Genomic DNA, 13,138 nt, shown 5'->3' with positions numbered 1-13,138 from the left:
GCGTAAAATGCTGCCCTGGCCGTATTAACTTTCCAGCAAATGCTGGAGCAGCACGCCGTTTAGCATCGAACGCTTTACCAGCGCGAATGCGCCAATTGCCGAGCGGTCGTCGAGTTTTGAACAGACGACCGGCAGGTTTTTACGGAACGCGTTCAGTACCTGGGTGTTGATGCAGCCTTCGATAGCGGGAAGCAGCACTTTCTCGGCTTCTATAATCTCGCCGGCCAGCACCACTTTTTGCGGGTTAAACAGGTTAATGGCGATAGAGATCGCTTTGCCCAGGTGGCGGCCAACGTGCTCCAGCACTTCGCAGGCCAGCGCATCGCCCTTATTGGCAGCTTTACAGATGGCCTGAATACCACAGTCATCCAGCGTCAGGCGGCTGTTATAGCCCTGTTCGAGCAGGTGGCGAACCCGCTGTTCAATGGCGGCGTTAGCGGCGATGGTTTCGAGGCAGCCGAAATTGCCGCAGTGGCAGCGCTCGCCCAGAGGATCAACCTGAATGTGGCCAATCTCACCCACGTTGCCGTTACGGCCGATAAAAATCCTGCCGTTTGACAGAATACCGGCCCCGGTGCCGCGGTGAACGCGCACCAAAATGGAGTCTTCGCAGTCGTGTGTTGCACCGAAATAGTGCTCGGCCAGCGCCAGGCTACGGATATCGTGCCCGACAAAGCAGGTCACATTGAAGCGTTTTTCCAGGCTCTGAACCAGCGCCCAGTTATTCACCGCGATGTGCGGCATATAGCGGACCACGCCGCTTTCCGGGTCGACCAGGCCGGGTAAAATCACCGAAATAGCAATCAGCTCGCGGATTTTACGCTGGTAGCTCTCCAGAAAATGCCCGATGGCGTTGAGCAGGGCATGCTCGAGGGTTTCCTGCGTGCGTTCAGGCAGCGGGTAATGCTCTTCTGCCAGCGGCTTTGCGCTCAGGTCAAACAGCGTGATGGTGGCGTCGTGGCGGCCAAGACGCACGCCAATAGCGTGGAAATTGCGGGTTTCGGTAATGATGGAGATAGCGCGGCGGCCGCCGGTGGAGGCCTGCTGATCGACTTCTTTAATCAGGCCGCGCTCAATAAGCTGGCGAGTAATTTTCGTTACGCTGGCGGGCGCAAGTTGGCTTTGTTCGGCAATTTGAATGCGCGAGATAGGACCATGCTGGTCAATCAGGCGGTACACCGCCGCGCTATTCAGCTGTTTTACCAGGTCAACGTTACCAATTTGGGCTTGTCCGCCAGTCGTCATGCTATTTACTCAGTTACGACCTCGTTACCATTAACGATGGTCTTGATAATTTTATAGTCGCGGTTAAACACGGTCAGGTTCGCCACTTTACCGGCTTCGACTGAACCCAGCTGTTTATCCACGCCCATTGCGCGAGCGGGGTAGAGCGTTGCCATTCGCAGGACTTCATCCAGCGCGATAGCGGCGTGCTCTACCAGATTACGAACGCCCTGAATCATAGTCAGAGCAGAGCCGCTGAGGGTTCCGTTCTCATCTACGCACAGGCCGTCACGGTAGTATATTGTTTTACCGGCAAAAATGAACTGGTCGATATTCGCGCCTGCCGGAGCGGTGGCGTCGGTGACCAGGCACAGTTTATCGCCCTTCACGCGTTTTGCGGTGCGAATATTCGCATAATCCACATGCAGGCCATCGGCAATGATGCCGCAGTAAACGTCTGCTTCATCAAAGATTGCGCCCGCAAGACCCGGTTCACGCCCGGTAATATAAGGCATGGCGTTGAAAAGGTGGGTCGCAAAGGTAATACCCGCGCGGAAGCCGATTTTTGCTTCTTTAGCCGTTGCGTTGGAGTGCCCGGCGGAAACGATAATGCCCGCGGCAACCAGTTTTTCAATCACTTCTGGCTCAACCATTTCCGGAGCCAGAGTCACTTTGGTGATGACGTCTGCGTTTTGGCACAGGAAATCAACCAGCTTAGCGTCTGGCTTACGCACAAACCCTGGGTTGTGGGTGCCTTTCTTCACCATGTTGAGCCACGGCCCTTCAAGGTGCAGGCCCAGCGCCTGGTTGCTGTATTTCGCCAGATATTCACGCATTACTTTCACGCCCTGCATCATCAGCTCGTCGCTGGTGGTGATAAGCGTTGGCAGGTAGCTGGTGCAGCCCGAACGTTCGTTCGCTTTCTGCATGCTCTCCAGCGTTTCAACCGAAACGGCTTCTGCGGTGTCGTTGAACTGCACGCCGCCGCAGCCGTTCAGCTGTACATCAATAAAACCGGGGGCAATGACGGCACCGCCCACATCGCGAGTTTCCATTCCTGCCGGCAGAGAGTCGGCAGGGCAGATACGCTCAATCAGGCCATCGGCGATAACAACCGCGTGGTCATCCAGAATTTCATGGCCGGTGTAAATCCGACCGTGGGTTAATGCATACATATCCTACCCCCGGTAATAACTAAAACTTAAAGACCTTTGATGTTTTCTGCTTCCAGCTCGTTGAAATATTTCAACGTTTTCACTTTCAGCTCCATGGTGGACGGCTCATCACACACGATAACCGCCTTCGGATGCAGCTGCAGGCAGGTAATGGTCCACATGTGGTTAACGTTGCCTTCAACCGCGGCCTGCAGCGCCAGCGCTTTCACGCCGCCGAGCACCAGAATCATCACTTCTTCTGCATCAAGCAGCGTGCCCACGCCCACGGTCAGCGCATATTTTGGAACCTGAGTCACGTCCCCGCCGAAGAAGCGGGAGTTTGCCACACGGGTGTCATGGGTCAGGGTTTTAATGCGGGTGCGGGAAGAGAGGGAAGAAGCCGGTTCGTTGAACGCGATGTGGCCGTCGTTGCCCACGCCGCCCATGAACAGGTTGATTTTGCCGTAAGAGCGGATCTTTTCTTCGTAACGGCGGCATTCCGCGTCAACGTCTTCAGCATTGCCGTTCAGCAGGTTAATGTTTTCCGCTGGGATATCAACGTGATCAAAGAAGTTGCGGTGCATGAAAGTATAATAACTTTCCGGGTGCTCCTTCGGCAGACCTACGTATTCGTCCATATTGAACGTGACGACGTTCTTAAAGCTAACCTGGCCTGCTTTATGCATCTCTACCAGAGCTTTGTAAGCTTCCAGCGGGGTGCCGCCGGTTGGCAGACCTAATACGAACGGACGGTCCGCGGTCGGTTTGAATGCATTAATGCGGTTTACAATATGGCGAGCTGCCCATTTGCCGACCTGAGCCGGGGTAGCCAGGGGAATCAGTCTCATCATTCACCTCGTAAGTTAAGAGTAAAAATTGGGTTGGCTGAATCGATCTTGATAAAGCTTAAGGGTAAACCACTTTTATCCTGAACAAACAGGGATCAATCCGCCTTGATTTTTTTAATCATAAAATAAGTTTTCGGAGATAGCCAGTAACAGGGGAGGGGGTTAGCGATATTTGGTGATAAATGTCACAAAAAAGGTGCGTTTAATTTGCGGTACGAATTAATTTTTTTCACACTTCAGCGTGTGATGTAAAAGTCGCCGTACATTCAAGGTTGTTAAGACAATAATAAACACTGCTTGAGCGAGCCTTAACGGGGTCTCATAGGGGGAATAAAGTGAGTATTCTAGGTTATCTACAACGCGTGGGCCGCGCACTTATGGTGCCCGTGGCTACACTGCCAGCAGCAGCAATATTAATGGGGGTTGGTTACTGGATTGACCCAGTTAGTTGGGGTGGAGACAACGCGTTAGCGGCACTCTTCATTAAATCCGGTTCCGCAATCATTGATCACATGTCCGTACTGTTCGCCATCGGTGTGGCTTACGGTATGTCTAAAGATAAAGACGGCGCAGCAGCGCTGACCGGCTTTGTTGGCTTCCTGGTTCTGACCACCCTCTGCTCACCGGCAGCGGTTGCAATGATTCAGAAAATCCCGGCGGATCAGGTTCCGGCGGCATTCGGTAAAATTGAAAACCAGTTTGTGGGTATTCTGGTCGGTATTATCTCTGCGGAACTGTACAACCGCTTCAGCGGCGTTGAGCTGCCGAAAGCGCTGTCGTTCTTCAGCGGTCGCCGTCTGGTGCCGATCCTCACCTCTTTCCTGATGATCCTCGTTGCGTTCATCATGATGTACGTCTGGCCGATGATCTTCGATGGCCTGGTGAACTTTGGTGAGCACATTCAGAAACTCGGTTCTGCGGGCGCAGGCATCTATGCGTTCTTCAACCGTCTGCTGATCCCGGTTGGTCTGCACCACGCCCTGAACTCCGTGTTCTGGTTCGACGTTGCGGGCATTAACGACATTCCTAACTTCCTGGGTGGCGCTCAGTCCATCGAAGCAGGTAAAGCGGTTGTCGGTATCACCGGTCGTTACCAGGCTGGCTTCTTCCCGATTATGATGTTCGGCCTGCCGGGTGCAGCGCTTGCCATCTACCACTGTGCACGTCCTGAAAACAAAGCGAAAGTTGCCGGTATTATGATGGCTGCTGCTTTTGCCGCGTTCTTCACCGGTATCACCGAACCGCTGGAATTCTCCTTCATGTTCGTTGCGCCGGTTCTGTACGTTATCCACGCTTTCCTGACCGGTATCTCCGTATTTATCGCGGCAAGCATGCACTGGATTGCAGGTTTCGGCTTCTCCGCAGGTCTGGTGGATATGGTGCTTTCTTCCCGTAACCCGCTGGCAACCCACTGGTGGATGCTTATCCCGCAGGGCCTGGTGTTCTTCGTTATTTACTACGTGGTGTTCCGCTTCACCATCACCAAATTCAACCTGCTGACTCCGGGTCGCGAGCTGGCGGTTGCCGGTGACGAAGCCGATGGCCAGGATGTGAACGTGAGCGGCGATGCTAACCAGGACGTTTCTGGTCTGGCTCGTCAGTACATCTCTGCCGTGGGTGGCTCTGCTAACCTGACCGGCATTGATGCCTGTATCACTCGTCTGCGTCTGAACGTTAAAGACTCTTCCGTAGTCAATGAAGCGCTGGCTAAGCGCCTGGGTGCGACGGGCGTTATCCGCCTGAACAAAACCAGCGTGCAGATAATCGTCGGCTTTGCCGCAGAAAAAATTGCTAACGCAATGAAAACTGCGGGCACCGTAGAAGCTGCTGCCCCGGTTGCCGGTGCTGCACCACAGGCTGCTGCTAAACCGCAGGCCGTGCCTAATGCTACCAGCGTGACTATTGCCACTCTGGTTTCTCCGGTCACCGGCGAAGTGGTTGAACTTGAGCAGGTTCCTGACGAAGCGTTTGCCAGCAAAGCCGTTGGCGATGGCGTAGCCGTTAAGCCAACTGATAAAACCGTCGTCTCTCCGGCGGCCGGTACTATCGTGAAAATCTTCAACACCAACCACGCTTTCTGCCTCGAAACCGAAAAAGGCGCTGAGATTGTGGTTCACATGGGCATCGATACCGTTGCTCTGGGTGGAAAGGGCTTTACTCGCCTGGTGGAAGAGGGCGCTGAAGTGGTTGCAGGCCAGCCGATTCTGGAAATGGATCTTGATTTCCTGAACGCTAACGCCCGCTCCATGATTAGCCCGGTAGTTTGCAGCAACATCGACGACTTCAGCGGTCTGGTTATCCAGGCTAAAGGTCAGGTTGTTGCCGGCCAAACGCCGCTGTATGAGATTAAAGGCAAATAATCGCTCCTGAGTAAGCTATTGTGCCTGAGCGGCTGACGGAAATCGTCAGCCGCTTTTTTATTGCCTGCGATTTGCCGCTGATTGATAACCCTAATTAATGCAACTAAAGGTTGTTTCCCGAGGCCGCTTATTAGATCATGCACCGTTAACTAAGGTACACGCTTTGAGGAACCCGCGATGAGTGAGGCTGAAGCCCGCCCAACTAACTTTATTCGTCAGATTATTGATGAAGACCTGGCGAACGGTAAGCACACCAGTATTTGCACCCGTTTTCCGCCTGAGCCAAACGGCTATCTGCATATTGGCCATGCCAAGTCTATTTGCCTGAACTTTGGCATTGCCCAGGACTACCAGGGGCAGTGCAACCTGCGTTTCGATGACACTAACCCGGTAAAAGAAGACATCGAATACGTTGAGTCTATTAAGCACGACGTTGAATGGCTGGGCTTCCACTGGTCCGGTAACGTCCGTTACTCCTCAGACTATTTCGACCAGCTGTTTAATTATGCCGTTGAGCTAATTAATAAAGGACTGGCCTATGTCGATGAGCTAAGCCCTGAGCAAATTCGCGAATACCGCGGCAGCCTGACCGCGCCGGGTAAAAACAGCCCGTTCCGCGACCGCAGCGTTGAGGAAAACCTCGCGCTGTTTGAGAAAATGCGTAACGGCGAGTTCGCCGAGGGTACTGCGTGCCTGCGTGCAAAAATCGATATGGCTTCGCCGTTTATCGTGATGCGCGATCCGGTTCTGTACCGCATTAAATTTGCCGATCACCACCAGACCGGCAGCAAGTGGTGCATCTACCCGATGTACGACTTTACCCACTGCATTTCCGATGCGCTGGAAGGCATTACTCATTCGCTGTGTACGCTGGAATTCCAGGATAACCGTCGCCTGTATGACTGGGTGCTGGATAACATCACCATTCCTGCTCACCCGCGCCAGTATGAGTTCTCTCGCCTGAACCTCGAATACGCCATCATGTCGAAGCGTAAGCTGAACCTGCTGGTGACCGAGAAGATTGTTGAAGGCTGGGATGACCCGCGTATGCCGACGATTTCCGGCCTGCGTCGCCGCGGCTATACCGCCGCTTCTATCCGTGAGTTCTGCAAACGCATTGGCGTGACCAAGCAGGATAACACCGTAGAAATGGCCGCCCTGGAGTCCTGCATTCGTGATGACCTGAACGAGAACGCACCGCGTGCGATGGCGGTTCTCGATCCGGTTAAAGTTATCATCACTAACTACCCTCAGGGCCAGGAAGAGACGGTGACCATGCCGAATCATCCGAATAAACCTGAAATGGGCAGCCGTCAGGTGCCGTTCAGCGGCGAGGTTTACATTGACCGCGCTGACTTCCGCGAAGAAGCGAACAAGCAGTACAAGCGCCTGGTGCTGGGTAAAGAAGTTCGCCTGCGCAATGCGTACGTGATTAAAGCAGAACGCGTAGAAAAAGATGCGGAAGGCAATATCACCGAACTGTACTGCACCTACGATCAGGAAACTCTGAGCAAAGATCCTTCAGACGGGCGTAAAGTTAAGGGTGTTATTCACTGGGTTAGCGCCGCGCACGCGCTGCCGGTGGAAATCCGTCTGTACGATCGCCTGTTCAGCGTGGCTAACCCGGGCGCGGCGGAAGATTTCCTGGCGACCATCAACTCTGAGTCGCTGGTTATCAAGCAGGGCTTCGTTGAGCCAAGCCTGCAAACTGCGGAAAAAGGCAAGGCCTACCAGTTTGAGCGCGAAGGCTACTTCTGCCTCGATAGCCGCTACACCACGGCGGAAAAACTGGTGTTTAACCGCACCGTTGGTCTGCGCGATACCTGGGCGAAAGTCGGCGAGTAACCGCCGTTTATCGCTTCACCGAAACGCCGCTTTATGCGGCGTTTTTTCTTTCTGAAAACACTCCTTTAACCATTCATACACATTCGCGTTGCGAATTAATTCTCATTTACAGAGCCTGAAAATACCCTCTTTTTTATTCCTGTTTATCCCGTAATCTTCTGACTCATATAATGAAAGCGCTCTCAAAAGTTTTTTATATGGCTAATCAATGAAATGAAGGATGAAGAATCCGTGGTGTGAAATTGTTACAAATGCACATAGATTATGTGCTCTCTGTCATACTCCAGGAAATCTCTCATACAAAGTCATTGATAATTCGCGTCGCGAAAAATAGTCTATGAGCAGCAGTAATGCGGGTGAGTAATGTAAAAACCGCTTTTTAGCCGTCAGGCAATTTTACTTTTTTCGTCCATGACGCTTTTCACGTCAGGCGATGATTTTTACGTCAAAGAGGAATTTAATTATGCGTACGTTTAGTGGCAAACGTAGTGCGCTTGCTCTTGCTATTGCAAGCGTTACCGCTCTTTCAGGCTTTGTTGTTGCTCCGCAGGTTAGCGCGGCTGGTTTTGTTGATGACTCAACGCTGACCGGGGGCGTCTATTACTGGCAACGTGAGCGTGACCGTAAAGATGTAGCTGACGGCAAATACAAAACCAACCTGTCACACTCCACCTGGAACGCCAACCTCGACTTCCAGTCCGGCTATGCGGCCGATATGTTTGGTCTCGATATTGCGGCATTCACCGCGATTGAAATGGCTGAAGATAGCGCCAGCGGCCACCCGAACGAAATCGCTTTCTCTTCCAAAAATAAAGGCTACAGCGAAGATTATTCCGGCGATAAGAGCGGGATCAGTCTCTATAAGGCCGCGGCTAAATTTAAATATGGCCCGGTTTGGGCGCGTGCGGGTTACATCCAGCCAACCGGCCAGACCCTGCTGGCTCCGCACTGGAGCTTTATGCCGGGTACCTATCAGGGTGCTGAAGCCGGTGCTGCCTTTGACTATGGCGATGCGGGCGCGCTGAGCTTCTCCTACATGTGGACCAACGAGTACAAGGCTCCATGGCACCTGGAAACGGATAAGTTCTATCAGAACGACAAAAAGACCAAAGTCGACTATCTGCACTCCATCGGCGCGAAGTATGACTTCAAAAATGACTTGATTCTGGAAGGGGCATTCGGCCAGGCCCAGGGCTTCGTTGACCAGTATTTTGCTAAAGCCAGCTACAAATTTGATGTTGCAGGCAGCCCTCTGAGCACCAGCTACCAGTTCTACGGCACCCGCGATAAAGCCAGCAATAATACCATCAACGATATTTACGACGGCACCGCATGGCTGCAGGCACTGACCTTCGGCTATAAAGTAGGCCAGGTTGACCTGCGTCTCGAAGGAACCATGGTTAAGGCAGAAGGCCAGCAGGGGTACTTCCTGCAGCGTATGACCCCAACCTACGCTTCCTCCAACGGCCGTCTCGACGTGTGGTGGGATAACCGCTCTGACTTCAACGCCAACGGCGAAAAAGCGGTATTCTTCGGCGCAATGTACGACCTGAGCAACTGGAACCTGCCGGGTTGGGCAGTGGGTGGCTCCTATGTCTATGCATGGGATGCGAAACCATCTACCTGGGCGCTTGATGCTGCCGGTAACCGTCAGGATCTTGCGGCCAACAAAATCAAAGAGTCTTCTTACAGTCTGGACGCGATGTACACCGTGCAGGAAGGTCGTGCTAAAGGTACGCTGTTCAAACTGCACTTTACCCAGTACGACAACCACTCAGACATCCCAAGCTGGGGCGGTGGTTACGGCAACATGTTCCAGGATGAGCGTGACGTGAAATTCATCGTTATCGCACCATTCACCATCTTCTGATGTGAAACCGGGCGCGAAAGCGCCCGATTTTGATAAGGATAGAATATGAAAAAGATTCTGCTGGTTACCGCCGTAGCCTTTAGCCTGTCCGCCTGCGTTCAGCCTGCGGCTCCGAAGGAAGACTCACGCCTGAAGCAGGCCTATAGCGCCTGTATCAATACTGCGGAAGGTAACCCGGATAAAATTGAAGCCTGCCAGAGCGTGCTGAACGTGCTGCGCCAGGAAAAACAGCACCAGGCCTTTGCCGAGAAGGAAACGGTTAACGTGCTGGACTACCAGAAATGTATCCAGGCCAGAAAAAGCGGCAATGACGAAGCGGCAAAAGTACGCTGCGACAAAATTTGGCAGGAAATTCGCGCCAACAACGGCTAAGGCTTTACTTTCTTTAGTCGATAAAAAAACCGGTGAAGCGATTCACCGGTTTTTGTTTTTTTGAGCGCCGCCGTCAGAGTAGGGCGGCGTTCGCTAAAGCGCTTTACTTCTCTTTAGGCGCGTGAGCGTTTTCGTCTTCGCGGCAGTCGCCTTCAGCGCAGTGCCCGTACAGATACAGGCTATGGTTGGTCAGGCGAATACCGTGACGAGCGGCAATTTCACGCTGGCGCAGCTCGATGGAGTCATCGCTGAATTCAATCACTTTACCGCAGTCGAGGCAGATAAGGTGATCGTGGTGATGCTGCTGGGTCAGTTCAAAAACGGACTTGCCGCCTTCAAAATTATGACGGGTCACGATCCCGGCATCGTCAAACTGGTTCAGCACGCGGTAGACCGTCGCCAGGCCAATCTCTTCGCCCATATCGATCAGTCGTTTATATAAGTCTTCCGCGCTGACGTGATGATTTACCGGCTCTTGCAGCACTTCAAGGATTTTTAATCGCGGAAGCGTGACTTTCAAGCCGGCCTTCTTTAATGCGGTATTGTTGTCAGTCATGCGGAAATTGTCCTGTTGCTTAACGATTCGCTCAAACTGCAGTGAGCGTTAAGAGTAATGCGTCTCATTATAGAACTGCTGCTTCTAAATGGGAACCGCAAGTATGGTGCAAAATAAGGCTGAAAAATCGTGGCGGCGTCGCCATTTACAGTAATTATCAGCCAAGCTATCAGGAAGACATTGTACAGGGATGTACGAGAAAGTTACAAACTTGTAGCAATTATTTTCATTGCTGCAATCTATCAAGATGGCGCAAATTCATCATTTGCGCCATTGAAATCAGGCGTTAATGATATCGGCCAGATTCAGCTCTTCAGAAACCTGCTTAACCCACTTTTCAACGCGTTCTGCGGTCAGTTCTGGCTGGCGGTCTTCGTCAATCGCCAGGCCAACAAAGTGGTCGTCATCCGCGAGGCCTTTGGAGGCTTCGAAGTGGTAGCCTGCGGTTGGCCAGTGGCCAACAATCGCCGCGCCGCGCGGTTCAATGATGTCGCGGATGGTGCCGAGCGCGTCGCAGAAGTATTCTGCATAATCTTCCTGGTCGCCGCAGCCGAACAGCGCAACCAGCTTGCCGTTGAAATCGACTTCTTCGAGGGTTGGGAAGAAATCATCCCAATCGCACTGGGCTTCGCCGTAGTACCAGGTTGGAATGCCGAGCAACAGAATGTCGAAACCTTCGAGATCTTCTTTGCTGCTTTTAGCAATGTCACGCACCTCAGCAACTTCTTTACCGAGCTGTTTTTGAATCATTTTCGCGATATTTTCGGTGTTACCGGTGTCGCTGCCGAAAAAAATGCCTACGATTGCCATGAGTAAAATAACCTCTTGAAACTAAATAGTATGCTGGCCGTTAAATGCCCACGTATAGGGCAATCATAGCAGAACAGAATCGCCAGCGGAAACAGCTATCACGCCCTGGTGCACAGTCTGCAACATGGTTTCGCTCACCGTTTTATGATTTCAGATTTCTCGAAGCGCGTATAAAGCGCTTAAGCCAGCTTTTTGAGCTGCTCGAGCAACATCTCTTCGATAAGCTCACTACGGCTAATATTACGCGCGTCGGCAAGCTGGTTGAGGGCGTCGACCGCATCGTTGTTCAGTTTTAGCTCTACCCGCTTCAAACCACGCACTTTATCGCGCTTTAGCTGGTTGCGTTTATTGATACGCAGCTGCTCATCGCGCGAGAGCGGATTGGTTTTAGGCCGCCCGGGGCGACGCTCGTCCGCGAACAGATCTAATGTAGTACGGTCCGTTTGTTCTTTTGCCATGATTAGGATACTGACAGGGAATTCTGGCTGCAGGGGCAGGGTGCCGGTGCAATTAAGCGCGCCATCATACATCAGCGCGCCATTCGCGCCAACGCGTTAGCGACTTCTGCGTCCCGGTCGTTCTGTTTTTAATCAGTTTTTCGCATCAGCGTCGATAAATCGGTGAATTGCGCGCAAAACCGCATCCGGTTTCTCGGCGTGGACCCAGTGTCCGGCTCCGGCAATCACATGGGCGCGGGCCAGAGGGAACTGCCTTAACAGCTCTTCCCGATGACTTTCGTCAACATAAGGCGAGTCGCCGCCGCGAATAAACAGCGCCGGTTTCTGCCAGGCAGGTATCGGCTGCCAGCCGACAATATGCTCATATTGTTGCCAGAGCACCGGAACGTTGAATTTCCACTCGCCGTCGGCAAAGGATTTCAGCAGGAACTGAATAACGCCCTCTTCGGCAATGTGCTCACGCATTATTTGAGCGGCCTGCTGGCGCGTTTTCACGCCTGCTTCGGTTACCGCGCGGATCCCGGCGAAAATCTCGTCGTGACGACGAACGTGGTAATTGACAGGTGCGATGTCGATCATCACCAGCTTATCAATGCGCTGGGGGGCAATCGCGCTTAAGGCCATCACCACTTTGCCGCCCATCGAGTGGCCGATGAAAGTTGCTTTTTCTATGTTGTAAGCGTCGAGCGTGTCGATGACGTCCTGCGCCATTGCGGCATAGCTCATGTCATCGTTGCGCGGTGAAAGTCCGTGGTTGCGCAGATCTATCTGCAAAAGGGTGTGATCCTTGCCCAAATCCCGCGCCAGTATGCCAAGGTTGTCGAGGCTGCCGAACAGGCCGTGGATCAGCACGATAGGGGAATTGCTATTCGATTGTTGCGCAGTTTGCAGGCGAGCATTTAATTTCATGGCAAAGTTCTTTATTTTGGGGCGTTTGGTTAGGGTATTATGTTGGCATTCCTGCGGGCGTGCGGCAAATATTCAGTTTACTCTGACTTTAAGCCGCCCCTCCTGTTCGCTGTTGGGATTTGCCCCTATAATCCCAACGACTTGTATTCAGAAAAGATATCGTACTGGATTAAGATGAAAACAATCGAAGTTGATGACGAGCTTTATCGCTACATTGCCAGCCAAACCAAGCATATTGGCGAAAGCGCGTCCGACATTTTACGGCGTATGCTCAAATTTAGCGCCGGACAAACTCCAGCAGCTACCCCTACACCTGCCACCGCGGAGCGCCCGGCGCCCGTTGTCGAGGAGAAACCGGCTAATACCGCCCGCAATCGCGTTCGCGCGGTGCGTGAGCTGCTGCTCTCCGACGAATACGCCGCCCAGAATAAGGCCGTTAACCGCTTTATGATGGTGCTCTCCACGCTTTATCAACTGGATGCAAAAACCTTCGGCGAAGCTACTGAATCGCTGCATGGCCGCACCCGGGTTTACTTTGCCGGTAACGAGCAAACGCTGCTGGCAAGCGGCAATCAAACCAAGCCGAAACATGTTCCGGGCACCCCGTACTGGGTGATAACCAACACGAATACGGATCGTAAACGCAGCATGGTTGAACACATCATGCAGTCAATGCAGTTCCCCGCGGAGCTGATTGAAAAGGTTTGCGGCACTATTTAAAAACCTGGCGTC

At 52.7% G+C, this 13,138-nt stretch carries 12 protein-coding genes; 5 read left to right on the top strand and 7 right to left on the bottom strand.

Going from position 1 to position 13,138, the window contains the following annotated elements:
• Positions 1-24: 24 nt before the first annotated feature.
• From ACG1VR_RS16970 to nagB, 3 genes are read right to left on the bottom strand one after another with little or no spacing between them, the layout of a single operon-like run.
• Positions 25-1,245, bottom strand: a complete 1,221-nt coding sequence (locus tag ACG1VR_RS16970) for an N-acetylglucosamine repressor (RefSeq protein ID WP_395489388.1) — start codon at positions 1,243-1,245, stop codon at positions 25-27.
• 5 nt (positions 1,246-1,250) lie between these two features.
• Complete coding sequence (gene nagA, locus ACG1VR_RS16965) at positions 1,251-2,399, bottom strand: N-acetylglucosamine-6-phosphate deacetylase (protein WP_395489387.1); 1,149 nt, start codon at positions 2,397-2,399, stop codon at positions 1,251-1,253.
• A gap of 26 nt (positions 2,400-2,425) precedes the next feature.
• Positions 2,426-3,226, bottom strand: a complete 801-nt coding sequence (nagB, locus tag ACG1VR_RS16960) for a glucosamine-6-phosphate deaminase (protein ID WP_039897998.1) — start codon at positions 3,224-3,226, stop codon at positions 2,426-2,428.
• A gap of 335 nt (positions 3,227-3,561) precedes the next feature.
• On the opposite strand from nagB, the gene nagE reads away from it, so the two are divergent.
• The 4 genes from nagE to chiQ all read left to right on the top strand — a co-directional run bounded on the left by nagE (position 3,562) and on the right by chiQ (position 9,673).
• Positions 3,562-5,586, top strand: a complete 2,025-nt coding sequence (nagE, locus tag ACG1VR_RS16955) for an N-acetylglucosamine-specific PTS transporter subunit IIBC (protein ID WP_039897999.1) — start codon at positions 3,562-3,564, stop codon at positions 5,584-5,586.
• 177 nt (positions 5,587-5,763) lie between these two features.
• A complete protein-coding gene (gene glnS / locus ACG1VR_RS16950) occupies positions 5,764-7,431 on the top strand; it encodes a glutamine--tRNA ligase (RefSeq protein WP_395489386.1) in 1,668 nt (555 codons plus the stop codon).
• Between the two features lie 463 nt (positions 7,432-7,894).
• Positions 7,895-9,301 carry a chitoporin gene (chiP, locus tag ACG1VR_RS16945; RefSeq protein WP_395489385.1) on the top strand — a complete coding sequence of 469 codons (1,407 nt, stop codon included), beginning with the start codon at positions 7,895-7,897 and terminating at the stop codon, positions 9,299-9,301.
• Between the two features lie 45 nt (positions 9,302-9,346).
• Complete coding sequence (chiQ, locus tag ACG1VR_RS16940; RefSeq protein WP_395489384.1) at positions 9,347-9,673, top strand: ChiQ/YbfN family lipoprotein; 327 nt, start codon at positions 9,347-9,349, stop codon at positions 9,671-9,673.
• 103 nt (positions 9,674-9,776) lie between these two features.
• Here the strand turns inward: chiQ and fur are convergent, their stop codons facing one another.
• From fur to ybfF, 4 genes are all read right to left on the bottom strand, one after another.
• Positions 9,777-10,229: a ferric iron uptake transcriptional regulator gene (gene fur / locus ACG1VR_RS16935; RefSeq protein WP_016535381.1), complete on the bottom strand. Its 453-nt coding sequence runs from the start codon at positions 10,227-10,229 to the stop codon at positions 9,777-9,779.
• Between the two features lie 279 nt (positions 10,230-10,508).
• The gene (gene fldA / locus ACG1VR_RS16930; protein ID WP_016535382.1) at positions 10,509-11,039 is read right to left on the bottom strand and encodes a flavodoxin FldA; all 531 of its coding nucleotides are present in this window, start codon (positions 11,037-11,039) and stop codon (positions 10,509-10,511) included.
• 179 nt (positions 11,040-11,218) lie between these two features.
• A complete protein-coding gene (ybfE, locus tag ACG1VR_RS16925; RefSeq protein WP_039899144.1) occupies positions 11,219-11,497 on the bottom strand; it encodes a LexA regulated protein in 279 nt (92 codons plus the stop codon).
• Between the two features lie 132 nt (positions 11,498-11,629).
• Positions 11,630-12,406 carry an esterase gene (gene ybfF, locus ACG1VR_RS16920; protein ID WP_395489383.1) on the bottom strand — a complete coding sequence of 259 codons (777 nt, stop codon included), beginning with the start codon at positions 12,404-12,406 and terminating at the stop codon, positions 11,630-11,632.
• A gap of 174 nt (positions 12,407-12,580) precedes the next feature.
• Between ybfF and seqA the strand changes: the two genes are divergently transcribed.
• Positions 12,581-13,126, top strand: a complete 546-nt coding sequence (seqA, locus tag ACG1VR_RS16915; RefSeq protein WP_395489382.1) for a replication initiation negative regulator SeqA — start codon at positions 12,581-12,583, stop codon at positions 13,124-13,126.
• Positions 13,127-13,138: the final 12 nt, after the last annotated feature.

The sequence above is a fragment of the Cedecea davisae genome, assembly GCF_044095835.1.
GTDB lineage: Bacteria > Pseudomonadota > Gammaproteobacteria > Enterobacterales > Enterobacteriaceae > Cedecea > Cedecea davisae.
Note: the sequence above shows the minus strand (reverse complement) of the source record. Positions and strands in the feature narration are given on the sequence as shown.